We start from the raw sequence: 26,114 nt of genomic DNA, 5'->3' as shown, positions 1-26,114 counted from the left end.
CACGGCACCGTAACCCTGGCCGCCGCTCTCCACGCCGAGGGTGAACTGGTTCACCGCATAGTTGGGGGCGCGCTTGGGCAGTACGTTGATTGCACCGCCCAGCCCACTGCCGCCGGGCGCAGCGCCGTTCAGGAACGCATTGGCGCCGCGGAAGACTTGAACGCGCTGAATGAACTCCGAGGACAGGTATTGGCGAGGGAGCAGGCCATAGAGGCCGTTGTAGCTCATGTCGTCGGAGTACACCGGCAGGCCACGTACCAGATAGACTTGCTGGAAGTTGCCGAAGCCGCGGGCAACCCGCACCGCCGGATCATTCAGCAGCACATCACCGACACTCTCCGCTTGCTGGTCTTCGATCAGCAGCTCTGTGTAGTTGGTGAAACTGTAAGGGGTTTCCAGGCTATCCTGCTTGCCAAGGATCCCCAGAGAACCGCCTTCGGCCACCTGGCCACCGGCGTAGGCTTCACTAAGGCCTTCCTTGGAGGCGTCGGCACTGCTTTGTACTTTTACGGTTTCAAGAACATGGCTTTCTTCCTCGGCTGCATGGACAAAAGTGGCGGTGAGACAGGCGAGTGTCAGTGCGGTCAGGCGATAGGGAAAGGTCGACATGGCAATCCTGTAGTGACAGCGGAGGGTTCATTGGGATAACGGTGCAGCTAGATAGTGGCGCAGAGCGTTATCCTGGGCGCTCTTGATAAAATTATGGCTGTTAATGGGAACTGTTTGTATTCTCTTTTCATAATAGTCTTTTTCTAATGCCTGAATAGCATTTAGCTATCACGGTTTGAATGGCCGGCAGGTAGACTGTGCCGATGCCAAGCCGCAACCACCGACTCGATCGTTTTCTCAGCCAGGTTCTGCAAGTCAGCCGCAGCGGGCTGCGTCCGGTGCTGGCTGCGGGGCGCGTGCGGGTGAATGGCGTGCCGGTAAGGGATCGTCAGCAGCGAATCGGCCCGTTCGACCGGGTAGAGCTGGACGGGGAGCTGCTGCAAAGTGAGGCGCCGCGTTACCTGATGCTGAACAAGCCTGCCGGCGTGGTCAGCGCCACCAGTGACGATCAGCACACCACTGTGATGGATCTGTTGCCTGCGTCACAGCGCCAGGGTTTGCATCTGGCCGGCAGGCTGGATTTCAACAGTACCGGCCTGGTGTTGCTGACCAACGATGGCGCCTGGTCCCGGCAGCTGAGTCAGCCGCAGAGTCAGGTTCGTAAGCACTATCGGGTGACGGTGGAGCAGCCTCTGACGGAGGCGTATGTGGCCGCATTTTCCGAAGGCATGTGGTTCGCATTCGAGGGCATCAAGACACGCCCGGCGACGCTCAGAATTCGTAGTGCTTACGAGGCGGATGTCTGGCTGTGCGAAGGCCGTTATCACCAGATCAAGAGAATGTTCGGACGTTTCGATAACAAGGTGCTGACGTTGCACCGCTTGGCTATCGGTCATCTGGTTCTGGATGAAAGCCTGGCCCCGGGGGAGAGCCGTGACCTGCTGCCTGAGGAGGTGGCGGGTATCGCAAGGTTGCCGGTAAAAGGATAGGGGGGTATGCCCCCTACCAGGATTGGCGAGCAGGGTTCAAATGAGAGGCTTGCCTTTTTTCAGCCGGCGACGGAAGTCCCAGAGCGGCAGCAGATACGCGGCCTGGCGAATAGGGCGAGGAAAGAGGCGGCTGATACGGCCAGCCATCCGCACAAAGCGTTCAAACTTGCGCTGCTTGTCGTCGTTCCATTCCAGCTGCATCTGATCGCGCAGTTCCTGAGGAAGAAAGCCGGTGGTGACAAACCGGTTGAAGCGGCTGAACAGTAACTGGCTAACCGGATTGAGGAATTTCAGATCGGCGATGATCATCAGGAATTCACGCACACGGTCATCAATGCTCAGGTTCTTCAGGCCGTTTTGCCAGTACGCCTCAAAGCCATCCAGATCCCGGGGCCACATGTCCTGGCGAACCTGCAGGGTGGTGCCCAGCGGGTGAGATAACTGATAGAACTCTTCCTGCTCTGCGCGGCTCAGCGTCCGGTTAACTTTCTGATAGGTATCCACAAAGCCCCAATACAGGCAGGCGGCAACCCACATCTGCAGTTCGGGGTCGAAGGCATTGTATTTTACCGGGGAGCTGTCAGTGGAATAGACCTGCTTGTGCGCGCCGTTAACGGCTTTTCGATAGGCCAGCTTTTCTTCGCTCGTGCCCATCATGGCAACGGCCAGATAGGTAAAGGTGGTGCGGGTGCGTTTGAGCGGACGGTGCAGGACGGAGCCACTTTTTACACGGCTCTCGGCGACGCCGTAACCGACCGCGGGCAGGGCCAGCTGCATGATGATATTCGCCCCGGCGGACAACATAACGGTGTTGTCCAGAACGCCGGGGAATTTGCGATCCAGTTCTTTGGCGCTGAGAGGTTCCGGCCATTGGTTCTCAAGCCGGGTTTTGTTATCGAAAGCAGAGGCTTGTGCTGTCATTTTGTTCATCCTCGAAAGCCGGTTCTGAACCGGTCATGCGCTCGTTTCAATTTATGCTAACGAGGATGTGGTGATTACACAATGAGACAAAATAAATTATTTGTATCGTTTCTGGTGTTTTCTGACCCATTACAGCCGCAGGGCCCGGAAAACGGCCCGGACATGGCCAGCCAGCACGTGGGTGGCAGACCCTTCTTCGCCGCGGTAGAGCATGGCGATTTGATAATCGCCCAGCTCGGGGAGTGCAAATTCGTCTCCCAGCTGCTGTAGCGGGGGCTGAATGAGGCTGAGCGGAAAGGGGCCGATGGCGAGATCCGCCTGCATGGCCGCTTCCTGGCCGGCACAGTGCTCGCTGGTATAGGCAATCCGGTAGCGATGTTGGCTGTGGTCCAGCGCCTCCAGGGCCATTTTGCGCCAGGGGCAGCCCTGGCTGGCCAGCGCCAGGGGGAGGGGATTTTGGGTCACCGCGATACCGCTCTGGGCGCCTGCCCATACCAGGGGCTCGCTATGTACCACTTCCCCTCGTGCTGGCCGTGCCTGCTTGCCGGTGGTCACCATAATCAGGTCCAGCTTGCCGGCGTCCAGCTGTTTGAGCATGTCGGCGCTGCGGCCGACAATCACATTGACCTGTACCGCAGGGTGGGAGCGGGAAAACTGGGTGAGCACCTGGGGCAGGATGCGGGTGCCGATATCATCCGGGGTGCCCAGCCGCACGGTGCCTTCCAGTTCAGGGGCGGTGAAATGGCTGATGGCTTCCTGGTTCAGCTTCAGTAGCCGCCGGGCGTAACCGAGCATGGCTTCCCCTTCGGCGGTCAGGCTGACTCGCCGGGCTTCGCGCAGGAATAGCCGTTGGCCGAGCTGCTCCTCCAGGCGCTTGATCTGCATGCTCAGTGCCGAGGGGGTGCGGAACACTTCGCTGGCAGCCTGGGTAAAGCTTTCGGTTTCGGCGATGGCCACGAAACTGCGCAGGATTTCCGTGTCCAGCAGGGGCTGGAGAGGGGTGTTGGGTGGCATGGCTGACCTTTCAGAAAAATTGAACGGTAGGTGCAGTTCTTTTCGATTTACTGATAATAAACCTGATTGCATCATGGAGGCCAATCAAAGCCCAGCCACTCCATATTGTCATCAGACAGGGAGGAGACCATGAAGCACAACGAAACCCAGACCCTTGAAGCCCCGGTACGGATTCAGTCCCGCAAACCGGACCTGCACATGCCGGCCATGCCTCCGCTGGCGATGATGGATGCGCTTGATTATCGCATTCGTCTGGCCTGGTACCGCCTGCGCAAGAACCGTGCGCAGCAGCGTGCCCGGGTGATCCAGCGTCTGCAGAGACCTCTGGCCTGACCCTTTTTGCCGGGCTGTCAGGGTTTGACAGTCCGGCCATAACAAAAAAGGCGCCTGAAAAGGCGCCTTTTTTGTTTGTGACACGGAAGCCGTGACGGGAATTACATGTTCGGGTAATTCGGGCCGCCGGTGCCTTCCGGGGCCACCCAGTTGATGTTCTGGGTGGGGTCCTTGATGTCACAGGTTTTGCAGTGGACACAGTTCTGGGCGTTGATCTGGAAACGCTTGTCGCCCGTATTCTCGTCTTCCACCACTTCGTACACGCCTGCGGGGCAGTAACGCTGGGCCGGCTCGTCCCACTTGGGCAGGTTAACCTCAAGCGGCACGCTGGGATCTTTCAGCGTCAGGTGACACGGCTGATCTTCTTCGTGGTTGGTGTTGGACAGGAATACGCTGTCCAGCTTGGCGAAGGTGATCTTGCCGTCCGGCTTCGGGTAGTCGATCTTCTTGCTCTGGTCAGCCGGCTTCAGGGTAGCGTGATCCGGGGTGGTATCGCGCATGGTGAAGGGCAGCTTGCCATTGAACAGGTTGATGTCCACAAAGGCGAAAGCGGAGCCGACCAGGTTGCCGAACTTGTGCTGGGCCGGGCCGAAGTTGCGCTGCGCGTGCAGTTCTTCGTAAACCCAGCTCTTGTCGAAGGCATCCTTGTACTCGGTCAACTCGTCGCTGCCACGACCGCCCTTGAGAGCTTCCGCCAGAACTTCGGCGGCAATCATGCCGGACTTCATGGCCGTGTGAGTGCCCTTGATCTTGGCAAAGTTCAGCGTGCCAGCATTACAGCCCACCAGCAGGCCGCCGGGGAAGGTCATCTTGGGCAGGGACTGCAGGCCACCCTTGGAGATGGCGCGGGCGCCATAGGAGACACGCTTGCCGCCTTCCAGATGCTTTTTAATTTCCGGGTTGGTCTTCCAGCGCTGCATCTCGTCGAACGGTGAGACGTGCGGGTTGGAGTAGGCCAGATCGGTGATCAGGCCCAGGGCCACCTGGTTGTTTTCGATGTGGTACAGGAAAGCACCACCCGGGGAGCCGGATTCAGTCAGCGGCCAGCCAGCGGTGTGAACGACCAGCCCTTCCTGGTGCTTGGCCGGGTCAATGTCCCACAACTCTTTGATGCCGATGCCGTAATGTTGCGGATCGGTGCCTTCGCGCAGGTTGAATTTTTCCTGCAGCTGCTTGCCCAGATGACCACGGCAGCCTTCAGAGAAGATGGTGTACTTGGCGTGAAGCTCCATGCCCGGGGTGTAGCTGGGCTTGTGCTCGCCGTCATGGCCGATGCCGGAATCGCCGGTGGCGATGCCTTTTACAGAGCCGTCTTCGTTGTACAGCACTTCGCTGGCGGCGAAGCCGGGGAAGACTTCGATGCCCAGGCCTTCGGCCTGCTCGCCGAGCCAGCGGCACAGGTTACCCAGGGAAATAATGTAGTTCCCTTCGTTGTGCATGGTCTTGGGAACGAACAGGTTGGGCACTTTCTGTGCCTTTTCCGGGCCGGTGAGGAAGAAGATCTCGTCGCCGGTTACCTTGGTGTTCACCGGGGCGCCCAGTTCCTGCCAGTTGGGGAACAGTTCATTCAGGGCGCGCGGCTCAAGTACCGCACCGGAAAGGATATGGGCGCCCACTTCGGAGCCTTTCTCTACCACAACAACACTGATTTCCTGACCAGTTTCCTGGGCGATCTGGCCCAGACGGCAGGCAGTTGCCAGACCGGAAGGACCGGCGCCGACGATGACTACGTCGACTTCCATAGATTCGCGTTCCACAGCCTGTCTCCTCGCTATCAATTGCGTGTTTGGCCCGGAAGCCACTGAGAAAGGCGTTCTGACATTTGCAGTAACAGAAAACCTTTCTCAATGGCCGACCGAGACCAGCCTTGGGGGTGGCGCGGAGTATATAGAGATAGAAGAAACCACACCACTACTGGGGTTGGCCCTGCGGACGCGAACTTGTGTCAACATTTGAACCGGCGCAGGGCACTTTCAAACAAGTGTTTGGATTATCTCTTGCTAGATGGTTGATTTACAAGAAAATCGCCGACCGACAGGTCACAAAAAGTGGACACTTTGTGTGGTCTATTTGCAGCAAAATCATCTGCTTACAGATTTTCGGCCTATTGACCTGCTGTGGGCGAGCGTTCAAGATAGCGGCTCTTTCGCGGGGGTGGACCCGGCAACGGCGTCATGTCGCCTCCTTCTACAAGTCACCCAATGGAACATTCCGAGGATCCTATGAAGGTTCTTGTACCTATCAAGCGGGTCGTTGACTACAACGTCAAGGTTCGCGTGAAGGCTGACAACACTGGTGTTGATCTCGCCAATGTTAAAATGGCCATGAATCCCTTTTGTGAAATCGCTGTAGAAGAAGCGGTGCGTCTGAAAGAAAAGGGCGTGGTTACCGAAATCGTTGCCGTTTCCATCGGTCCCAAGACCGCTCAGGAACAGCTGCGTACGGCTATGGCTCTGGGCGCTGACCGCTCCATCCTGGTCGAAACTGACGAAGACGTTCAGCCGCTGGGCATTGCCAAGGCGCTGAAAGCCATCGTTGATGAAGAAAAGCCTGAGCTGGTTATTCTGGGCAAGCAGGCCATCGATGGTGACAACAACCAGACTGGCCAGATGCTGGCTGCTCTGACTGGCATGCCGCAGGGTACCTTCGCTTCCGAAGTGAATGTGGCTGACGGCAAGGTGAAAGTGACCCGTGAAATCGACGGCGGCCTGCAGACTGTAGAGCTGAACCTGCCGGCGGTGGTCACCACTGACCTGCGTTTGAACGAGCCGCGTTACGCGTCTCTGCCGAACATCATGAAAGCCAAGAAAAAGCCGCTGGACACCAAGACCGCTGCTGATCTGGGCGTTGACCTGACTCCGCGTGTAACCACCGTTAGCGTTGAAGCACCCGCCGAGCGTCAGGCTGGCATCATCGTTGGCTCCGTAGACGAGCTGGTCGAGAAACTGAAGAACGAAGCGAAGGTGATCTGATGAGTGTATTAGTTTACGCCGAACACGATAACGCCGCGCTCAACAAGGTCACTCTGAGCGTCGTTGCTGCTGCCAAAGCTATCGGTGGCGACATCACCGTACTGGTTGCCGGTAAAGGCTGTGGCGCTGTTGCCGAAGAAGCTGCCAAGGTTGATGGCGTTTCCAAGGTCCTGTGTGCTGACAACGAAGCCTACGAGCACCAGCTGGCTGAAAACGTTGGTGATCTGGTTGCTGAAGTGGCTGCCGATTACACCCACGTTCTGGCTGCTGCTACCACCACAGGCAAGAACTTTGCTCCGCGCACCGCTGCTCTGCTGGACGTGGCTCAGGTTTCCGAGATCTCTGAAGTTATCGACGCGGATACTTTCAAGCGTCCGATCTACGCCGGTAACGCCATCGCTACCGTGAAGAGCTCTGATGCCAAGAAAGTAATCACCGTGCGTGGTACTTCTTTCGATGCTGTAGCTGCAGAAGGCGGTTCCGCTGCTGTTGAAGCCCTGGACGTTGCCAAGAACGCGGGCACTTCTTCCTTCGTGGGTGAAGAGCTGGCCAAGTCTGACCGTCCTGAGCTGACCTCTGCCGAGATCGTGATCTCCGGTGGTCGTGGCATGGGTAACGGCGACAACTTCGAAATCCTGTACAAGCTGGCTGACAAGCTGGGCGCTGGCGTGGGTGCATCCCGTGCTGCCGTTGACGCAGGCTTCGTACCGAACGACATGCAGGTGGGGCAGACCGGTAAGATCGTCGCTCCGAACCTGTACGTTGCTGTGGGCATCTCCGGTGCCATCCAGCATCTGGCCGGTATGAAAGACTCCAAGGTCATCGTTGCTATCAACAAGGACGAAGAAGCCCCGATCTTCCAGGTGGCTGACTACGGCCTGGTGGCTGACCTGTTTGAAGCTGTACCGGAGCTGGACGGCAAGCTGTAAAAACCTGCTTCCCGCACCAACAAAAAACCCGGCCTTGTGCCGGGTTTTTTGTTATTGAGCTACGAGCTACGCTCAATTGGATGGGGAAATGCCAAAAGCTCCCGATTTCCTGCATTTCAACGAAGCCGCTGTAGGAGCGCCACTGGAGGCGCGAACCGTGCGTAGCACGGCATCGTCCGCAGGACGATCAATGCTGGAAGCTAGAAGCTGGAGCAAATAATGTTTTCAGGAAAAGCAGCCCTTATCACCGGCGCCTCCAGTGGTATTGGCGCAGAAATGGCACGCCAGCTGGCAGCGGCTGACTGTAATTTGATTCTGGTGGCACGACGTACCGAACGCTTGAATGCGTTGGCAGAAGAACTGTCAACAGTGTCTGTGCAGGTGATCACGTTGGATCTGTCAGATCCGCTGGCGCCGCAAATGCTTTTTGATGAAGTGGCCCGTCGTGGCCTGCTGGTGGACATCCTGATCAATAGCGCCGGCTTTGGCTTCCAGAAACCCTTGCTGGCAATGAGTCTGGAGGAGCAGCTCGGCATGGTGGATGTGAATGATCGTGCCCTGCTGGCCCTGACGCGATTGTTTGCTGCGCCCATGGCAGAGCGAGGTAGGGGCTGGATTCTCAATGTCAGTTCGGTGTCCGCCTGGTTTCCGATTCCCGGTATGGCCACCTATGCGGCCAGCAAGGCTGCGGTGCTGCACTTGAGTCGAGCACTCCACGAAGAGCTGAAACCGTTTGGTGTGGTGGTGACGGCACTGTGTCCGGGTGGCACGCGTACCGAATTTTCTTCTCTGGCCCGTGAAAAAATGGATCCGGATCTGGAAAAGGCGATGATGCCAGCGGATCGGGTAGCTGCTGCAGGATTGCAGGGACTAATGGCGGGGAAAGCGGTGGTGGTACCCGGTGCCCTGTATAAGCTGATGGTCGCGGTAACACGATTCTTGCCCGGAGTTTGGGTCACCCGGCTAGCGGGGTTGGTGATGGGCCGGCATGACTAGAAAAAACAGTCTCTGACGCTGACAACAGCAGGCGCGGGGGGCACCTGCTGTTGTCGAGCTTGTGGCGTCAGAAATCAAGCGTTGCTTCAATGCTTATTGCTGCGCCTTGTCGTCTTTGTTGTCCACGTTGTCGTAGAACAGGTAGCGCGCGGTTTCGTATTGTCCGCGGGCCAGCTCGTACAGTTTCTCAAACACTTCCGGGTGTTGTTCGGCGCGGTCGGTTTCCGGGTCGTCGCTGTGCAGGTCGTGGAGGGTGGCATTGCTGCCGTCGTGGTTCATGCGCACGAAGTAATCCTTGGTCAGCGCGCCATATACGGGGCGTGGACCTTCCTGCATCACCACAAAGTTAACGCGATCGCCTTCCGGCGCCGGGCTTTGAATGTCACGGCCCAGAGTTGTGTTGCGGTAGGTCAGCCCCAGCATGCCAGCGATGGTTGGCATCACATCGGTTAGCCCCACTGATTGTTCAATAACACGGTGTTTCAGGTAAGCGGGCGCATAAATCATGTGCGGCACATGATTGCTCTCCAGTCCCAACTTCTCCATGGCCGGTGGCATGTGTGGGATGGTGGTAATGCGGTTGTTGTGATCGCCGAAGAACACAAAAATGGTGTTATCGAAGTAATCACTGGCCTGTGCCATTTTCATATATTCGCCCACGTTGTAATCCAGCAGGCGTACCGCATTGTATTGCGCTGGATTACGGAATCCATGCTTTGCCAGCTCTTCTTCCGGCATATCGCGTACTTCGAAATCCCCGTTCTCTTCGGGGATGGTGAAGGGGCGGTGATTGCCGGCGGTCTGGATAAAGGCGAAGAAGGGTTGATCGTCCGGTAGATCATTGAGGATCTGGTTGGATTCGCGGAACAGTTCCAGATCGGAGATGCCCCAAACGTCAACGTTGGGGGCCTTCCAATCGCCTTCCTCGTACAGTTCTATCCCGTCAATGCTCTGCTTGATCAGTCCGTCGATGTTGGCCCAGCCGGCGTTGCCGCCGACGAAGTAGAATTTGCGGTAGCCCTTGAATTCATTCAGTACCATGCGTTGATGGCTGGTGAGAGGGTTGCGGCTGGCACTTTCCGTGGGGGCAACATCGGGGATGCCTGTGAAGGTCGCCCAGATGGTTTTGGCGGTGCCGGTAACAGGCACGTAGAAATGTTTGAAGAACCAGCCTTCGCTGGCAATTTTGTCCAGGTTGGGGGTGGGATCAAACGGTGTGCCGTAGGCGCCTACCCGGCTGGCACCGAGGGATTCCAGCATCACGAATACCACGTTGGGCGGTCGATCGTAATCGAGCTTATGGCTTTGCACATCGACGACGCGGTCGAAGTTCAGGTTCTGGCGTTGCGCTGGCGGGATATCCAGATAATCCGCCATGACAGGGTAGTACTTCTGCACTGCTTCCTTGTCGTAGGGGGAGGCCGGGATCAGGGTGGTGTCGTAGAAGTACAGCACCGGGTTTAGTCCCAATGATCCGACCGCCTTGTTGCCGGTGGCGAAGGCTTCGCTCCAGCGCAGCGGGATTGGGTTAAGAATATTGATGTCGCTAACCCGGCCCAGAATTGCAAAGAAGAACAGCGTGAAACAGACGAAAAAGCCGAATGTGGCCTGGCTTTTGGCAATGCGGGTTTGCGGACGGCCGAGCAAGGTTTTCTCAATCCACAGGGCGGCCCAGAAGGTGAGCGCGGTGGTGAGCAGCCAGCCCAGGGTAATCCAGATCACTGGATAGCTTTCCCAGACCATCTGGGTGGAAATGGCGGTGTCTTCCAGAAAACGCAACGCGGTGACATTGAGCCGGTCGGCCAGGTAGGCGTAGTGACCAAAGTCGAGAATATAGGTGAGCACCAGCAACAACAGGGCGAACAGCAGGTAGGCATGGCCGATGAAGCGGGCGATGCTGCTGCGTAACAAGTTCAGCCAGGGCAGGTAGGCCAGTGCGGCCAACGGGAGCATCAGCAGCAGGGCCAGGCGCAGGTCAAAGCGAAGGCCAATGCCCCAGGCGGTGAGAATGGTGTCGGTGGCAATGTCACTATCACCGGATAAAGGGGAAAAGCCGAAATAAAACACGGCGCGCAGAACAACCATCAGCGAGAAAAAGAGAGCAGTGATGGCCAACAGGTACTGCAGGCGTCGGGATTTCAACCAGGTCATGCGTTTATCTCCGTACTGGCGAAACTGAAAAAGAGGCGCCTATGCTACCGGCAAGGGGCGCCAAGCGCATGGGGAAAACGCGTTTTCCGCTTGTTTTATGCACACGATTGTTGGTTATGGCGCCCTTGCGACGGGATAATGACTTTTACCGATCTGATGAGGATGGTAAATAAAGGGCCGCTATTTTCAGGCATGCAAAAAGTGAGAGATCATGACATTCGATGAAATTTTGGCCACGGTGGATGGCAAGGGCAGTGCCACCTTCCCTGAAGGCTGGGGGCAGGGCCGTGCGCTGTTTGGTGGATTGGTCGGCGCGGTGCTGTTTGATCATCTGCAAAAGACAGTGGCGAGTGGGCGGTTCTTGCGCAGTTTTTCTCTGTCTTTTGTGGCGCCGGCATCGCCTGGGCAGGTTGCTCTGGACGCAACGGTGCTACGGGAAGGGAAATCGGTGATGCAGGCGATGGTGTCTGCGCGCCAGGGCGAGCAGGTGGTCGCGGTGATGCTGGCCAGTTTCGGCGTGGGCCGGGAGTCCAAAGTGGTGGTGGAAGGGCCGTCAGCGCCAGGTTTGAAAGGGGCAGAACAGAGCATTGCGTTGCCGTTCATCAAGGGGCTGACGCCGGACTTTCTTTCCCATTTTGATATCCGCTACGCAGAGGGTATGCCGCCGTTTAGTGGCAGTGCAGCGCCGGATTTCGGGGGCTACATGGGCTTCACCGTACCCCCGGAAACAATGAGCACAGCGGCGCTGATTGCCCTGGTGGATACTTGGCCGCCTTCGGTGCTGCCGTTGCTCAAAGGCCCGGCACCGGCCAGTTCCCTGACCTGGACCATGGAGCTGCTGGATGATCCGGGGTCTCGCCCGGCGGATACTTTGTGGCAATATCGGGTAAACACTGACCAGTGCAGTGATGGCTATGGACAAAGCCAGGCTGTGATCTGGGACGCGGCTGGCCAAGCCGTGGCACTGAGTCGACAGACATTTACGGTATTTGCATGAAATCGGAACTGGCACCGCTGACAGCGCGAACACTGGGGGATCAGGTGCCCCGTCGCGGCCACTGGCTGCTGGCGGGTCTGGGCAGACTGATTCTGGGGGCGATGGGATGGCGAATTGTTGGCAGCTTGCCCAATACGTCCCGGGTGGTTCTGGCGGTTGCTCCTCACACTTCAAACATTGACGGGGTGATCGGCATCAGCGCCATCCAGTCCTTGCGAGTCCATGTGCGTTTCATGGGCAAACACACCCTGTTTGAAGGGCGTCTGGGGCGGCTCATGTACTGGCTGGGGGGCATCCCGGTGAACCGGGACAGCGCTGAGGATGTGGTGGACCAGACCACTGCGGTCATGCGCGAGACGCCGTTCTGGCTGGGCCTGGCACCAGAGGGCACACGTACCGGCGCCAAGCGATGGAAAACCGGGTTTTACCGTATTGCCGAGCAGATGGCGGTGCCGATTGTGGTGTTGGGCTTTTGCTATCGGCGCCGGCAGGTGCGCATTGTCGATTGCTTTCTGCCCACCGGGGATATGGATGCGGACATGGCCCGGATGGTGACATCACTGGCCGATATCGTGCCGCGCAAGCCTGCCTTGCTGTCCGCCCCACTGAAAGCGGCCAAAGCCGCCCGTGGCATTGACTGAGGCAGCGGGGAAGAGTGTTTATGCGTTGGCGCTGGCGGTCTGGTCCAGAAACTGCTGGCGGCGTTGCGCGGATTGCAGCGCGAAGGCCAGGGGGCGATGCAACTCGCTGATCAACGTTTGCTGTTCCTGATCAAACCCCTGAGTGTTGGCGATCTCAATGATGCCCAGCGGGTGGTCTCCCTGTATCAGGGGCCACAACAGTACCGCACCCGGCGGCCGTTTGCCCTGGCCGGTTTCCAGATCCAGATAATTCTCGGGTACGTGATGTTGCTGCATCAGCAGCCGCTGGTTAAGCGCAGCACCGAGCAGCCCTTCGCCCGCGGGCAGGGTGCTTCGGGTTTGAGCTGCGTCGTTCAGAGCCCAGCCGGCTTGGCGCACCAGGGTGTTTTCTTCCAGTGTGTAGGCGGCGCCCACCTGCGCGTTCACTTGCTGAACCAGATATCCCAGCACCCGTTCCAGTAATTGTGTGGGAGTCAGGTTGCCGGCGATTTGCTCCATAAAGGTATTGAGCTGCTGTTGCCGGTGGGTATCTTTTTCTGCCTGTTCCCGCCAGTGTTTCAGTTGCTCGGATTCATGGGCCAGCAACAGGTTGTTGGCAAAATTGCGCCGGGCACTGATATCCAGAATGTAGCCGTTCAGGGTGCAAATGATCAGCGGGATACCGAATGACAGGGACACCAGCAGCAGCGGGAGTGCCAGGCCCATGAGCAGGCTGATTGCGAAGGCCACGACTGCGGCAATGGTGCAGGCGACCAATGTCTGCCGGGGCGGCAGCCGCAGAATCGAAAAGCCGATAATCAGCAGATAAATGGTTTCAAACGAGGAAATTTGCCCGGGGAAACTGCCATTGAAGCGGATGGAGCCCAAGACCGTACCGGATAGGGATAATCCCAACGCCAGATACATGATGCCAATGGCGTGGGGGCGCAGCCAGCTCAGGCGGGTACAGCACCACAGCCCGATCAGGGCAGCAGCGATGGGGTATACGCCGTAACTTCGCCAGGCGGCCATTTCCGGCGTTTTGACCAGCACAATGACCGGCAGCACGACCAGCAAATACAGCCCCATCAAAAGGTAAACGGAGCGATTGATCAGGTCCCGTGCGCGTTGATGTGCGTGTGCGCCATACCGCCGTTCCAGGTCGCGATCGAATTGCACCAGAAAGGTACTGAGGGCATTACGAAGAATGCCTTCCTGCTGTTGGTCGAGGGTCTGGCTGGCCCGGGATTGCCCTGCGTCGCTCATGGCGTAACCTGATTATTCTTCGTTTTGATTTTGTTGGTAGCGCTTATGTTGATTCATCCGCGATCACAGCGCACTATTTCCTGCAGAAATTAAGGCTTGTGCCTTATACAACAATGATCACATCGACAGGAAACATCATGACCGATACTGCCCGATTTGAACAAGCCCAGAAAGATGTCAAAACCCTCGACAGCAAACCGTCCAATGACGACCTGCTTTTCTTGTATGCGCATTTCAAGCAGGGAAGCGCCGGAGATGTGGCCGGCAAGCGTCCGGGAATGCTGGATATGGTGGGGCGCGCCAAGTATGACGCCTGGGCCAAGCTGAAGGGCCTGGGGGCAGACGAGGCCAAACAGAAATACATCGATAAGGTGGATGCCTTGTTGAAAAGCCACAAGGGTTGATTGTGCGGGGGCCTGTGATGGTTGCTATGGTGTGTTAGGCATCCTTCATCATCAGGACTTCTTCTGCAGCAACTGGGCTTTGCCCAGTTGCGCTTCTCCCGCCAGGTTCCGGTAGAACGTTTCCAGTTCCGGGAGCTGCGCTTGCAGCGCTTTGCGCACCTGGCGCCGCGCGTTAGTCAGATTCGATTCCACCTGCTGTTTCTCCAGTGCCAGCTGGTCTTTGCGTTGCTGGAGCGCCGGCGGCAGTGCGGTTCCGCCAAGTTTGTTGAGCCGGGTATTCAGGCGTTTCAGCCGTTCCCTCGCGTTGGCCAGCTGTGCTTTCAGTTCGTCGGCATCCGGGGCGTTTCGCAGGATGCGCTGCAAGTCTGCAATTTCCTGTTCGGTGGCGGTTTTTTCACGCTTTGCTGCGGTGCGAAAGGCCCCGTTGGTCAGGTCTCTGGCGGTGGCATGCTGGATGGCGTTGTGCAGATCGGTTTCCCTGCGGTCCAGACATTTGTGTTGATGGTGGGCGGCCATCAACTGGCGGGTGGCCGTAAGTACTTCGCTATCGTTATCACGGACCATGGCCAAAACCAGCTGGTCCATGACTGTGGTGCTGTTGCCGGCCACGGTATTGGTCAGGGTGCGGTATAACTGATCCGGCTCGTTGGAGAGTTGATTCAGGGCTTGCAGGTTTTCCGCCGCCTTGGTCAGCGCCAGGTTGTACACCGGCAGGGCCAGCGCATCGGCGCCCTGGTTGCGCCAGTCATCGCCAGCCAGTACCAGGCCGGATACCGCCCGGGGGTTGCCCGGAAAACGCGCGGCAATACGGATAAACCAGGCTCTGGCCCGCTCCTTGTCGCCATCGCGCCGATAGCTTTCTGCCAACAACAGGGCGGCATCCACAGCCGCCGGACTGTTCTGCTCCACTTCACTGAGTTGTTGACGGGCAAACTCGGTATCGCCGTCTTTCAGCGCCAGTGCGGCCAGCCGCAGGCGCGCATAATTACCCAGAATCGGTTTGTTGATACTGCTGGCATGCTGGTTATAGGTGAGCAGGGCGCGGGCTTGTGTTGCTGTGGCCTGGTGACCGAGCAGGTCCAGGAGCTGTTCATCATCCCCGCTGATAGTCAGTGAGGATGACGAAACGGCGTAGGGAGCCGCACTCAGGCAGGCAGAGTCTGCCATGCTGCCAAGGGGCAGCAGTAGAAGTGTCAGGGGCAGGCTGGCGATAGCCGCGCGTAAAAACGGTGCCGTCATCATGTCAGTCTTTTTATTATTGGCGTTATTGGGCTCAAATGGTGCGCCAACTGGCGAATGAGAGAAGGAACTGGGTCACACGGCAGTGTACAAAGTCGTCAGGGGCTTGCCGGACAGCCAATGGGCCCCGCTTCACGAGTGTGGCGAAGCGGGGCCGTGAGGCTGGGGATCAGAAGCCTCGATAGCTGGTTGCGACGATGACAACCGCAGCAATAACCACCAGGATGCCCACGATGAACATCACCGTGGCCAGAATGCCCAGCACCTTGCCCGCCAGCGTCATGCCTTCACCGCTGTTATCCATATTGCCCTGGCGCATGGCCGCCAAATCCTTGTTGCCCAGGATCCAGGCGACAATGCCGACCGGGGCAAATAGCAGTACCCCCAACAGGCCAAGTGTCAGTACCAGGCCGCCACGGTGCGGCGCTGCGTTTGTGTTGATCGCGGTGTTTTGCGGGGCGTTTGTCACAGGTTGATGGCGACCGGTAAAGGCGGCACCCAGCATCAATGCGCTGATGATCAGATACAGCCCGTTGTAGATGCCGCTGGAAATCAGACCGAAGAGATCGCCAGATATCCTGTCGTCATACAGCATTTCGATCAGCACGAATTGCTGCAGGCACATATAGGCGATATGGACCAGGCTGAGTAGCGAGGCGATCAGCACCAGAATGGCGGCAGTCCGTGCCTTTGGCATGAAAATGCCGGCCAGTACAAAGCCGGCAATGGCGACCAGAAAGGTTGGCAGCGCCATGGTGATGAGTTGTGCTATTTCTCCACCCATTGAAACTCCTTTTACTTGGGGGTTGGAACAAAAATCCGGGTCAGGAAAATCTTGAGGAGGCTGCGTACAGCACGCCAGCGATTGACCAGAAGCGATAGAAAGATCAGCGCGCAGCCTGCCAGTTGCAGCTGTGTCATCTGTTCACCGAACCAAGCGGCGGCCATCAGTGCCGTCCACATGGGTTCCAACACCATAATGACAACGCCATGGCTGTGCAGTGACAGGCTTTGCGCATAGGTTTGTACCAGAAAACGCAGGGCAGTGCCTACCGTGGCACTGAGCACCACCCACAGTACCAGTAGTGGTGTGGCGTTGGCCGCGACACTTTGCCAGGGTTCAAAAATGGCAGACAGCACCCCGGTCAGTACGCCCACCACGGCGAGCACTATGGTGGTTAGCGCCAGGGCCGGGACGCGAGGGTGTTCAATGGATTCACCATTCGTTCCCCGCGTAGAGAGGGGGTTGGCGGCGCGGGTGTTGAGATTGAAATAAAGCGCAAAAATGGTGGCAGCGGCCACAAAGAATAACTGCCCGGCCTCCAGATGCAGTTCCTGATCCAAAGACAGCAGGGCCAGCCCTGCGGCAGCCACTGGCAGTGCGAGCCAGGTACTGCCAGGCACCGGTTCGGCAAAAATCAGCCGGCCTAGCACTGGCACCAGCACCACGCCCAGGCTGGTCAGAAAGGCGCCTTCCCCCACGTGTTCGCCCATGGCCAGGCCCATTACCCAGCAGCTCATGGCAATGCCGAAAACGGTACCAACCCGGACACAGCGGAGCAGCTGCTGGCCGCTCAGACGGCGCAGTTGATGATGCGCCGCCATGGCCAGCAGGCTTGCCGCCAGCAGGAAGCGCAGCGACATGAATAACAGAGGAGGCATGGCCAGCACCGCTTCTTTGGAGAACATCCAGCTGATGGCAGCCAGAAGCGTGACCACCAGAAGCAGCAGGTCGGCTTTATGGGATGGGCGGATAGGCACTGAACAGTATTCGCAGTAGAAACCGGTTGGCGATGGTAGCACAGCCATGCTGACCGGTAACGACTGGTGAAACGCCGCTTTCATGGTCAAAGTAGACGCCAGTAATCACAAAAAGCGGAACGTGAGGACAGTGAATGTTTGCAGCCTGGAAAAACTGGCGGGACGCCCGTCGGGTCAGGAAGATGGGGTATACCCGGCAAGAATGGGAGGCCGCAGTGGGCGATTGGCCATTGATGGCCCGGTTTGAAGGTAAAGAGCGAACGGTGTTGTTTGATCTTTCGCTGCGCTTCCTGGCCCGCAAAAGCATCGCCTCTGGCGGCGGGTTCGCTTATACCGATGCAATGTGCCTAAAAGTGGCAACCATGGCCTGTGTGCCCATCCTGTACCTGGGGTTGGATTGGTATGACGGTTGGTACACGGTGATTTTGTATGAAGGTGCCTTCATTCCCAATCGGCCACACCTGAGCGAAGACGGCGTGGTTCATGCCCAGGGGCCTGTGCTGGCCGGTGAGGCCTGGCATCAGGGCCCGGTGATTCTCTCCTGGGACGCGATCAGTGATGCCTGTGCGCCGGATAACCGGGCCAGCAATGTGGTGATCCATGAAATGTCCCACAAACTGGACATGCGCCGTAATGGCGCCAACGGCAGGCCGCCGTTGCATACCGGGATGAACCCGAAACAATGGCATGACACCTTCACCGCGTGCTGGGAAGAGTTGCTGAGCGATTATCAGCACCACCGGCCCATGCCGGTGGATGCTTATGCGTTGACCGGTCCGGGTGAGTTTTTTGCGGTGTGCAGTGAGGCCTTTTTCGAAGGGCCGGACCAGCTCTACAAGGACTGGCCGGCCCTGTACCGCCTGTTGGCACAGTTTTATCGACAGGGAGAGCGCTGATGAAATTTATTTTTGAGGTACGGGTCAAGCCGGGCTTTAGCGTGGAGGAATATGCCCGGGGCTGGGTGGAAGCCAGTGAAATCATTCAGCAAAGCGAAGGAGCAAAAGGCACCTATTTGCACCGCAAGATTGGTTACCCGGACACCGTACTGGCCATCGCCCATTGGGAGAGCAAGACACACCGCGATGCCAAGGACGACACCCGCAGCGCCAGGGTCAAGGCAATTCTGGAAAAGCACGCCAAAGTCGTCGAGGTTACCGTGATCGGCGAGTATGAAGAGCCGGAATGGCAGGCCCTGCCAGGCACGATGTGATGCTGTTGGTTAGCGGGGCGGAGACCACTGCAACAGCTTTTCCTTGAGCTGTGAGCGGGTCACCGGCTTGGATATATGGTCGTTCATGCCGCAGGCGAAGCAGCGTTCACGATGCTCTGTGGTGGCATGGGCGGTGAGCGCCAGAATGGGCAGCGGTTCTCTACCTAGCTGACTTTCCAGATCACGGATAAGCCGTGTGGTTTGATAGCCATCCAGTCCCGGCATTTCGCAGTCCATCAATATCATATCCGCGAAGTCCTGTTGCTGGCTTATCGCCTGCAAGGCTTCTTCACCGCTGCTGGCAAGCTTGACCTCCACGGACAGGGTGTCGAGCAGTGCCCCAATCACCATCTGGTTAACGGCGTTGTCTTCCACCACGAGGACGCGTAGCCCCTCGGTACCATGCTGCGCCGGACGTTCCGGCTGGTTCTCGTTTTTCTCGCTTCGTTGCAGAGGGACCGTAAGGGTAAATATGGAGCCCTTGGCGGGTTTACTGCGTGCCTCCAGCCGTCCTTGCATTAGTTCAGCCAGCTGCCGGGAAATGGCCAGCCCCAGGCCGGTTCCGCCGTATTTTCGTGAGGTGGAGCTGTCTGCCTGCTGAAAGGAGTGAAACAGGTTGCTCAGTTCCTCACGGCTGATACCGATGCCATGATCCGATACCTGGCAGCTGAGCAACAGGGTGTCACGTTCCAGGCTGTCTGCGGTGCGGGCTTTAAGGGCGATTTCTCCGTGATCGGTAAATTTCACCGCATTGGAAAGCAAATTGAGCAATATCTGACGTAGCCGTGTCGGATCGCCCTTGACCCATTCCGGCAGGGTTTCGTCCCAGTCGCTGACCAGGTGGATGTTCTTCTGCTCCGCGCTGGCGTGGAAGATCATCAGGCAATCCTCCAGCAATTGGTGAAGATTGAATGTGCTGACCTCCAGTTGCAGTTTTCCTGAGCTGATTTTCGAAAAGTCGAGGATGTCATTGATGACATTGAGCAGGCTGCTACCGGCACTGTAGATGGTTTCCACATAGTTGCGCTGTGTCGCGTCCATGCGGGTGCCTCGGAGCAGGTCTGCCAGCCCCAGTACTGCATTCATGGGGGTGCGTATTTCGTGGCTCATCTTGGCGAGAAAATCACTCTTGGCGTCATTTTCCGCCTGAGTACGGGCAATTTCCTGTTGCCGCTGCAGGCTTTCCTTCTTCAGGCTGCGAAAGCGCCCGGCAAGCCCGAAAGACAAAAGAACCTGTTGCATGACCAGACCGACCTGAACGCCGATTACCGTGAGAATTCCGGGCAGGGTGATGACGCCATAGGCGCCCAGCGCCAACAACGTGACGGTGAGCAGGAATGTGCTCCATGCCAACACGAAAATGCGGGCCTCGGGGCGTCCCTGAAATAGACTGTAAAGTCCCGAAAGCAGCAAGACCGCCAGCGTCAGCAGGGCAACGCCACCTTGCAGTGGAGCCAGGGTGCCGACGGGGCTAGCCAGCAGGATGGCGATAATGATGGCTTGGGTAGCGCACAGGAACAAGAGAAGCCGGTCCAGCCATTGCCATCGCCGGGTTTGTAAATAATCGCGCGCAAACAGTAACCCGGATAGCAGGCTCATGTAGCCAAAAAAGTGATTGGTGTTTTGCGGTAATACCTGGGATTCGAACCAGAATTGCTGCAAAACCCCCTGCAGGGTAGCCACATAGAGTGTGGATGAGGCCAGATGCAGAACATAGAAGCGGCTGTTTCTTTCACGTCCGCCCAGCCATAGCACCAGGTGGTAGCACAGTAGCCCCAGGCCAATGCCGTAAAACCCTCCCATTAGCCATTCGTTGCTGCTTTGTTGTTCGATGAATGTATTTCGGCCGACGAGGCTGACCGGTACGGTCATGGCGCTGGTCAGTGAGTAGACGCGCAGATACAGGGTGCGCGGGGTATCCGGTAACAGCGTGAAGGGGAGAGTGAAAGTGCGGATATGCACGGGGCGGCTGGAAAAAGGCAAGGTGTCGCCCATATGGGTTGATTGCACGCCTCGGTCGTCGACCAGAAAAAATCCACTTCATCCAGGATGGCATAGTCGACCTGTAGCCACAGCGGTAATTCCCCGTCGCCAGTGTTTTCGAAGCGCACGCGAAACCAGCAGGCGTCGCGCCGATAACCAAAGCTGATTTGTTGGCGCTTGAGCGGCTGGTAGTCAGCCTGGCGGGCGTCGGTCAGGTTGGCTTCGCCGGTACCATCACACCAGCTTTGCAAGTTGGGAGCGAGCGGCATGGACTGCACTGGGGGGTGCAGTGAGAGGGTTTGTATCGGTGTCGAAGTGCCGGCCAGCGCGATGCCTGGCAGGTTCGCGAGCAGTAGCAATCCAATCAGTGCCCTGACCAACATGGATTTCCCTCCGTTCTCAATCGGATTGGCTGCGTCGCTATTGGCAAATAGCCTGTCTACGCGATGCCATTATCCTGGCAGAGAACACCTGATTTTATTGTTTTATCGGGCCAAGGAGCCTCATGGCACACCTGCCTGAAAGCTCGAGCAGCAAGGCTGCGCAGGCAATTTATCGTGACACTATGGTGGCGCAATTGTCCCAGTGAGGCCAGTGATGGAAGGCTACATGAGAACAGGCAAGGTGGTGTGAAAGGGGGGGCGAAGAGGGCGGCGTGCGGCTATCGGCGTGCCCCTGTTGCGCGAGTGGCCAACAACAGGGGCACGTCACGATAGGGAATCAGCCTTCCGGCAGGGTGATATTCAATTCGAGAATCTCACATCCGGATTCCCGGTCAACCTGAACGTTAACCGCGTCCTGATCCACTGGCACATACTTGCGTACTACCTGAAGCAGCTCTTCCTGAAGCTGTGGCAGGTAATCCGGGCCGCCGCGGGTGGAGCGTTCGCGGGCGACAATGATCTGCAGGCGTTCTTTTGCCACAGATGCCGTGTTCTGCCTCTTGGGAAGCAGATAACTGAAGATGCTCATCCGTTAGCCTCCAAACAGACGGCCGAATAGACCTTTCTTGTTAGTGGTAAGAAAGCGGTGCGGCAGCTGGTCGCCCAGAAAGCGGGCAACGGCATCGCTGTAGGCCTGGCCGGCATCGGACTCTGTATCCAGAATCACCGGGCTGCCGGAGTTGCTGGCGTTGAGTACCGCCTGGGATTCCGGAATCACGCCCAACAGTTCGATGGCGAGGATTTCCTGCACGTCTTCCACCGAGAGCATCTGCCCGTTTTCCACCCGTTCCGGGGAGTAACGTGTCAGCAGCAAGCGAGAGGGAATATCGCCATCGCCTTGTTCGGCATGGCGGGTCTTGCTGGCCAAAATGCCGATGATGCGGTCGGAGTCCCGTACGCTGGAGACTTCCGGGTTGGTGACGACCACGGCCTCATCGGCGAAGTAGGCGGCCATCAGGGCGCCTTTTTCGATGCCGGCGGGGCTGTCGCAGATAATGTAGTCCATCTGCATGTCATCACGCAGGGCGTTGAGCACGCCTTCCACGCCTTCAATGGTGAGGGCGTCCTTGTCGCGGGTCTGGGAGGCCGGGAGGATGAACAGGTTGTCCACCTTCTTGTCCTTGATCAGCGCTTGCTTGATGTTGGCATCGCCACTGATCACGTTGACCAGATCATAGACCACACGGCGTTCGCACCCCATGATCAGGTCCAGGTTGCGCAGGCCCACATCAAAATCAATCACAGTGGTTTTAAAACCGCGCAGGGCAAGGCCTGTGGCCAGCGCTGCACTGGTGGTGGTTTTGCCGACGCCACCCTTGCCGGATGTCACGACCACGATCTTCGTCACGCTCTTCTCCTTACCTTCCATGTTTCATGCACGCTAGTTCAGCGCGGTAAAATGCATCGCTTCGCCCTGCATGTATAGATGCACGGGCCGGTTACGGTATGACTCGGGCAGGTCTTCGGCTACCCGATAATGGCCGGCAATGGATACCAGTTCGGCATTCAGTTGCTGGCAAAAAATACGTGCGCTGGTATCGCCGCGAACCCCGGCCAGGGCGCGGCCGCGCAGGTTGCTGTACACATGAATGTTGCCGTCGGCCATGATTTCCGCGCCGGTGCTCACCGGGGCGAGCACGATCAGGTCGCCACGGCTGTAGACCTGCTGACCGGAGCGTACCGGCTGGTCGATGACCATGGTTTCAACCTGCTGAGCAGCGGGCTTGCTGTTCGCAGCACCATCGTCCGTGGCCGGTGCGGGTTCGGCGCGGCGGGGTACATCACGGCCGCCGGCCAGGCTCAACGTGCCCAGACCCAGCATGCTTGCTGTGTCCGTATCAATGTTTTCGCTACGGGCCAGGGCAACCAGATTGACCCCCAGGCTGCGCAGCGTATCCACAGCGGCCATCAGCGCCACGGGATCGCTATCCAGCTCCGGGCTCACATCGATTACCACGGGGGCTTCCTGTAGCCACTGGGCGGCGTCTTCCAGGCGCTGACTCACCTGTTGGTGGAGGACATTGGCATCCAGATTTTTCAACTGGAGGACCGTCATCATCAGCATGCGGCCCTTGAATTCGATTGCGGTTTTTTCTTCGACGACTGCTGTCATTACTGACCTGTTGTCCGAGGGGCAAAGGGAGGCAAAAAGGCGCTCCGGGCCCAGTGGGGCGTAATTTGGGCAAGACTAGACGAAAGCGACCATGCGTAAAAGCGCCAAAAGGGTGATCTGAATGTTAAATCTCTGTGAGATTGGGCAGATCGGGGATTAACTGCTGGAAAAAGCAGCATTTTGCGCAAAAACGTCAGCGTTGCCTTTTTGTGAAAATGAGCACTGGTTAATTTTTGTGCAGCGGTGCAGGTTCATCGCAAGCCGGAACGTCACTTCGGAGCCGGCTGGCAGGAGGGACTGGAAAAGAAGAGAAGGGCGGAATGGTGAGCACCATCCCGCCCCGGTGGTTTACATCATTGGCCGTTCGGCGTGAACCTTCACTTCTTTCAGGTCCTTGTCGAAGGCGTCGGTGAGCAGGCAGTCGTAACGCATGGCGTCGTACTCGTTGATGGCCTCTACCTGGCTCTCGTTGATGATGCCCTTGCGGGCCGCATCCTGCAGTTTTTCCAGCACGGTCTCGCCTTCCAGTTGACCTTTGCCTTCTGCCTTCAGGTAAGCAAGGAAGCCGGGCTCCACTTCCAACAGTTTGTTGAAGGTGGCTTCCACGCGGCCGATGGAATCCTCCGGATCCTGGGAGATATAGGCGGGTTCCGCCAGCGCATCACGCACCGAACTGGGTTCCATGATCATCTGCCCCAGAGTGCGTATCTGATCGTCGCTGGGTGCCTGGGCCTTGCAGGGGCGACCCAGCGGGAAGAACAGGCGCTTGAGCACGTGGCCGAGGCCAAAGAAACCGAAGTTGCGCGAGAACGCTTCCAGGGAGTCGTGGGCCCGGCTGAAGGCCAGCCGCAGCGCATAGTGCGCATGGGCATCGTTGGCCTCATCGCGGGGCAGGGTGGCGTGGTACTTGAGAATGGCACAGGCAATCAGCAGCTGGCTGTGCACATCACCCAGCCGGGCGGACAGCAGCTCGCGCCGCTTCAGATCGCCGCCCAGCAGCGCCAGGGCCATGTCCGAGACGCTGGCCAGTACCGCACTGTAGCGGCTGACCAGACGATACCAGGGCGCACTGAACGCGTCGGAATTACCGGGGGCATCAGACAGGTAGGGGCCCGCGAAGGCCTGCACGATGGCACTGCTGATATTGCCCAGCGTATGGCCTGCATGGGAGAAGAACAGGTCATCGAAGTCCTGCAGCCCCTGCTTCTTGTCTTCCGCCTGTATGGCTTGCAGTTCGTCATAGAGGAACGGATGGCAGCGCATGGCGCCTTGGCCGAAGATCATCAGTGAGCGGGTGAGGATGTTGGCCCCTTCCACGGTGATGGCAATGGGGGTGGACTGATAGGGCAGGGCCAGGAAGTTACGCGGGCCCAGCTGGATGCCGCGGCCACCGGCGATATCCATGCCGTGGTTGATCAGCTCACGCATCATTTCGGTGGCATGGTATTTGGCCATGGCGGTCACCACGGACGGTGCGCCGTCTTCCAGCGAACGGGTCACCAGATGGCGGTAGGCTTCCAGGGTGTAGGCCAGCGCCGCCACATCGGCGGACGCTTCCTGTACGCCCTCGAATTCGCCGACGGCCGTATTGAACTGGCGACGAATGCGGCCAAAGGCACCGGTCATCCGGTAGCCCATTTCGCCACTGGCGGTGGCCAGTGCAGGCAGGGAGACGCCGCGGCCGGCACCGAGGCATTCAATCAGCATGCGCCAGCCTTTGCCGGCCATATCCGGGCCGCCGATGATGGCATCGAGAGGCACGAACACATCCTTGCCATTGATGGGGCCGTTCATGAACGGGGAACCGGGGTAGTGCCGGCGGCCGATTTCCACGCCTTTGGTGTCGGCGGGAATCAGGGCGCAGGTGATACCGAGGTCTTCCTCATCACCGAGCAGTTTTTCCGGGTCATAAAGCTTGAACGCAAGCCCCACCACCGTGGCCACCGGGGCCAGGGTGATCCAGCGTTTGGCGAAGTTCAGGCGCATGCCCAGCACTTCCTTGCCGTCGATCTTGCCTTTGCAGATGACGCCGGTATCGGGAATGGCGCCGGCATCGGAACCGGCTTCCGGCCCGGTAAGGCCAAAGCAGGGAATCTCGTCGCCCTTGGCAAGGCCGGGCAACCAGCGGTCTTTCTGTTCCTGGGTGCCGTATTCCGCCAACAGTTCACCCGGGCCGAGAGAGTTGGGCACCATGGCGGTGACGGCGGCGGTGAGTGAGCGGGTGGCAATCTTGCTCATGATGCGGCTTTGCGCATAGGGCGAGAAGGCCTTGCCGCCGTATTCGGTGGGAATGATCAGGCTGAAAAAGCCCTTGTGCTTGAGGAAATCCCAGACCTCTTCGGGCAGGTCTCGCAGTTCGTGGAAGATCTGCCACTCATCAAGCATGTCGCACAATTGCACCACTTCGTTGTCGATGAAGGACTGCTCGTCATCGGTGAGCGTGGTGAACTGAATGTGAGCGAATTTCTCCCAATCCGGTCGACCGGAGAACAGGTCGGCTTCGAACCAGGTGGTGCCCGCCTCGATGGCTTCACGCTCGGTATCGCCTATGGCTGGCATGACCTTGCCCAGCGCGTTGTAGACCGGTTTGGTGATGAATTTCTGGCGCAGGTCCACGTGGTTGAGCACGGTAACGCCGGCGGCGAGCAGAATCAGGGAAATGGGATGGAACAGCCAGGAAGCGAGGAAGCCGCAGAGCAGCCACACAATAACGAAAACGGCACTGCCAATGCCTCGGCTGATTTGCTGATAGAAGAGGGTCATCAGCGTGGCAATTAACAACACAATAGCCAATAGGCTAAGCATGGTGATCTCCTTTGCCTGGGTGGAATACCTTCCAGCATACGGGCGTTACCATGGAGAGCGCGTGAAACTGCCGCCAGGAACTTCAAACCGTACACCGGACTTCAGTCTAACGCGCAGATGGCACAAGTTGCACAGGATTTAACCGGATTTAATCTGGATGATGCCTTACACTTGGCGCCACTTTTAATGCGTTTTCAGGAGCATAGCGTTGCAGCCGAACAGCCCTATCATTGAAGCCACAGAGCAGAATATTCAGCAAATCCTTGAACAATCCCAACAGATCCCGGTGATCGTGGATTTCTGGGCCAGCTGGTGCCAGCCCTGTCAGCAGATGGCGCCGATACTGGAGCGGCTGGTCAATGAATACCAGGGCAAGGTGCTGCTGGCGAAGGTGAATGCAGATGAACAGCAAATGCTGG

At 58.0% G+C, this 26,114-nt stretch carries 25 protein-coding genes and 1 pseudogene; 11 read left to right on the top strand and 15 right to left on the bottom strand.

The genetic code is table 11. The annotated features are described in order from the left end of the window. A partial coding sequence (locus tag A3730_RS12650; RefSeq protein WP_156501192.1) for a TonB-dependent receptor plug domain-containing protein occupies nt 1-609 on the bottom strand: 609 nt, incomplete at its 3' end. Between the two features lie 203 nt (nt 610-812). Between A3730_RS12650 and A3730_RS12645 the strand changes: the two genes are divergently transcribed. After that, nucleotides 813-1,538 carry a pseudouridine synthase gene (locus A3730_RS12645; protein ID WP_063520334.1) on the top strand — a complete coding sequence of 242 codons (726 nt, stop codon included), beginning with the start codon at nt 813-815 and terminating at the stop codon, nt 1,536-1,538. A gap of 36 nt (nt 1,539-1,574) precedes the next feature. Here the strand turns inward: A3730_RS12645 and A3730_RS12640 are convergent, their stop codons facing one another. Next, nucleotides 1,575-2,459: an oxygenase MpaB family protein gene (locus A3730_RS12640; protein ID WP_063520337.1), complete on the bottom strand. Its 885-nt coding sequence runs from the start codon at nt 2,457-2,459 to the stop codon at nt 1,575-1,577. 129 nt (nt 2,460-2,588) lie between these two features. Further along, nucleotides 2,589-3,473: a LysR substrate-binding domain-containing protein gene (locus A3730_RS12635; protein ID WP_063538165.1), complete on the bottom strand. Its 885-nt coding sequence runs from the start codon at nt 3,471-3,473 to the stop codon at nt 2,589-2,591. 129 nt (nt 3,474-3,602) lie between these two features. Between A3730_RS12635 and A3730_RS12630 the strand changes: the two genes are divergently transcribed. Next, the gene (locus A3730_RS12630; RefSeq protein ID WP_063521714.1) at nt 3,603-3,806 is read left to right on the top strand and encodes a hypothetical protein; all 204 of its coding nucleotides are present in this window, start codon (nt 3,603-3,605) and stop codon (nt 3,804-3,806) included. Nucleotides 3,807-3,907: 101 nt separating this feature from the next. On the opposite strand, the gene A3730_RS12625 is transcribed toward A3730_RS12630, so the two are convergent. Then, on the bottom strand, nt 3,908-5,563 hold the full coding sequence (locus tag A3730_RS12625; protein WP_063519991.1) for an electron transfer flavoprotein-ubiquinone oxidoreductase: 1,656 nt from the start codon (nt 5,561-5,563) through the stop codon (nt 3,908-3,910). 465 nt (nt 5,564-6,028) lie between these two features. Here A3730_RS12625 and A3730_RS12620 point away from each other — a divergent pair, with 465 nt between their 5' ends. The 3 genes from A3730_RS12620 (at nt 6,029) to A3730_RS12610 (ending at nt 8,703) form a co-directional block, all read left to right on the top strand. Further along, entirely contained in the window at nt 6,029-6,778 is a 750-nt protein-coding gene (locus A3730_RS12620) for an electron transfer flavoprotein subunit beta/FixA family protein (RefSeq protein ID WP_063520733.1), read from the top strand. Next, nucleotides 6,778-7,707 carry an electron transfer flavoprotein subunit alpha/FixB family protein gene (locus tag A3730_RS12615; protein WP_063520731.1) on the top strand — a complete coding sequence of 310 codons (930 nt, stop codon included), beginning with the start codon at nt 6,778-6,780 and terminating at the stop codon, nt 7,705-7,707. The genes A3730_RS12620 and A3730_RS12615 overlap by 1 nt, the downstream gene beginning before the upstream one ends. Before the next feature lie 219 nt (nt 7,708-7,926). After that, complete coding sequence (locus tag A3730_RS12610) at nt 7,927-8,703, top strand: SDR family oxidoreductase (RefSeq protein WP_063520730.1); 777 nt, start codon at nt 7,927-7,929, stop codon at nt 8,701-8,703. A gap of 93 nt (nt 8,704-8,796) precedes the next feature. Here A3730_RS12610 and A3730_RS12605 read toward each other — a convergent pair whose 3' ends face one another. Further along, nucleotides 8,797-10,854 (bottom strand): LTA synthase family protein, encoded by a 2,058-nt coding sequence (locus A3730_RS12605; RefSeq protein ID WP_063538163.1) that lies wholly within the window; start codon nt 10,852-10,854, stop codon nt 8,797-8,799. 211 nt (nt 10,855-11,065) lie between these two features. On the opposite strand from A3730_RS12605, the gene A3730_RS12600 reads away from it, so the two are divergent. Beyond that, complete coding sequence (locus A3730_RS12600) at nt 11,066-11,851, top strand: acyl-CoA thioesterase II (protein WP_063519500.1); 786 nt, start codon at nt 11,066-11,068, stop codon at nt 11,849-11,851. Further along, a complete protein-coding gene (locus tag A3730_RS12595) occupies nt 11,848-12,492 on the top strand; it encodes a 1-acyl-sn-glycerol-3-phosphate acyltransferase (RefSeq protein ID WP_063519499.1) in 645 nt (214 codons plus the stop codon). Before A3730_RS12600 ends, A3730_RS12595 begins: the two co-directional genes overlap by 4 nt. Before the next feature lie 18 nt (nt 12,493-12,510). Here the strand turns inward: A3730_RS12595 and A3730_RS12590 are convergent, their stop codons facing one another. After that, complete coding sequence (locus tag A3730_RS12590; RefSeq protein ID WP_063519498.1) at nt 12,511-13,737, bottom strand: GAF domain-containing protein; 1,227 nt, start codon at nt 13,735-13,737, stop codon at nt 12,511-12,513. A gap of 137 nt (nt 13,738-13,874) precedes the next feature. On the opposite strand from A3730_RS12590, the gene A3730_RS12585 reads away from it, so the two are divergent. Continuing rightward, on the top strand, nt 13,875-14,141 hold the full coding sequence (locus A3730_RS12585) for an acyl-CoA-binding protein (protein ID WP_063519497.1): 267 nt from the start codon (nt 13,875-13,877) through the stop codon (nt 14,139-14,141). A 51-nt stretch (nt 14,142-14,192) separates the two neighbouring features. Here the strand turns inward: A3730_RS12585 and A3730_RS12580 are convergent, their stop codons facing one another. The 3 genes from A3730_RS12580 to A3730_RS12570 form a co-directional block, all read right to left on the bottom strand. Then, entirely contained in the window at nt 14,193-15,383 is a 1,191-nt protein-coding gene (locus A3730_RS12580) for a tetratricopeptide repeat protein (protein ID WP_231880576.1), read from the bottom strand. A 166-nt stretch (nt 15,384-15,549) separates the two neighbouring features. Next, nucleotides 15,550-16,164 (bottom strand): hypothetical protein, encoded by a 615-nt coding sequence (locus A3730_RS12575; protein WP_063519495.1) that lies wholly within the window; start codon nt 16,162-16,164, stop codon nt 15,550-15,552. Nucleotides 16,165-16,175: 11 nt separating this feature from the next. After that, nucleotides 16,176-17,225: a DMT family transporter gene (locus A3730_RS12570; protein ID WP_369819076.1), complete on the bottom strand. Its 1,050-nt coding sequence runs from the start codon at nt 17,223-17,225 to the stop codon at nt 16,176-16,178. Between the two features lie 50 nt (nt 17,226-17,275). Between A3730_RS12570 and A3730_RS12565 the strand changes: the two genes are divergently transcribed. Together A3730_RS12565 and A3730_RS12560 are read left to right on the top strand one after the other, a co-directional pair. Further along, nucleotides 17,276-18,037 (top strand): zinc-dependent peptidase, encoded by a 762-nt coding sequence (locus A3730_RS12565; RefSeq protein WP_063519353.1) that lies wholly within the window; start codon nt 17,276-17,278, stop codon nt 18,035-18,037. Continuing rightward, nucleotides 18,037-18,351 carry an antibiotic biosynthesis monooxygenase gene (locus A3730_RS12560; RefSeq protein WP_063519354.1) on the top strand — a complete coding sequence of 105 codons (315 nt, stop codon included), beginning with the start codon at nt 18,037-18,039 and terminating at the stop codon, nt 18,349-18,351. Before A3730_RS12565 ends, A3730_RS12560 begins: the two co-directional genes overlap by 1 nt. Before the next feature lie 9 nt (nt 18,352-18,360). On the opposite strand, the gene A3730_RS32930 is transcribed toward A3730_RS12560, so the two are convergent. The 6 genes and pseudogenes from A3730_RS32930 to A3730_RS12535 all read right to left on the bottom strand — a co-directional run bounded on the left by A3730_RS32930 (nt 18,361) and on the right by A3730_RS12535 (nt 25,695). Continuing rightward, complete coding sequence (locus tag A3730_RS32930; protein ID WP_255364265.1) at nt 18,361-19,230, bottom strand: ATP-binding protein; 870 nt, start codon at nt 19,228-19,230, stop codon at nt 18,361-18,363. Nucleotides 19,231-19,299: 69 nt separating this feature from the next. Then, nucleotides 19,300-20,603, bottom strand: a pseudogene (locus A3730_RS12555) (7TM diverse intracellular signaling domain-containing protein); the annotation flags it as partial. Between the two features lie 451 nt (nt 20,604-21,054). Continuing rightward, nucleotides 21,055-21,306 (bottom strand): cell division topological specificity factor MinE, encoded by a 252-nt coding sequence (gene minE / locus A3730_RS12550; RefSeq protein WP_063519356.1) that lies wholly within the window; start codon nt 21,304-21,306, stop codon nt 21,055-21,057. A gap of 3 nt (nt 21,307-21,309) precedes the next feature. Continuing rightward, a complete protein-coding gene (gene minD, locus A3730_RS12545; RefSeq protein ID WP_063538161.1) occupies nt 21,310-22,125 on the bottom strand; it encodes a septum site-determining protein MinD in 816 nt (271 codons plus the stop codon). Between the two features lie 33 nt (nt 22,126-22,158). Continuing rightward, nucleotides 22,159-22,890 carry a septum site-determining protein MinC gene (minC, locus tag A3730_RS12540; protein WP_063519272.1) on the bottom strand — a complete coding sequence of 244 codons (732 nt, stop codon included), beginning with the start codon at nt 22,888-22,890 and terminating at the stop codon, nt 22,159-22,161. A gap of 348 nt (nt 22,891-23,238) precedes the next feature. Further along, nucleotides 23,239-25,695, bottom strand: coding sequence for an acyl-CoA dehydrogenase (locus tag A3730_RS12535; RefSeq protein ID WP_197477468.1), 2,457 nt, complete (start codon nt 25,693-25,695; stop codon nt 23,239-23,241). A gap of 208 nt (nt 25,696-25,903) precedes the next feature. On the opposite strand from A3730_RS12535, the gene A3730_RS12530 reads away from it, so the two are divergent. After that, nucleotides 25,904-26,114, top strand: a 211-nt coding sequence (locus A3730_RS12530; RefSeq protein ID WP_156501191.1) for a co-chaperone YbbN, incomplete at its 3' end; no start/stop codon positions are given.

The sequence above is a fragment of the Alcanivorax sp. HI0044 genome (assembly GCF_001634945.1).
Note: the sequence above shows the minus strand (reverse complement) of the source record. Positions and strands in the feature narration are given on the sequence as shown.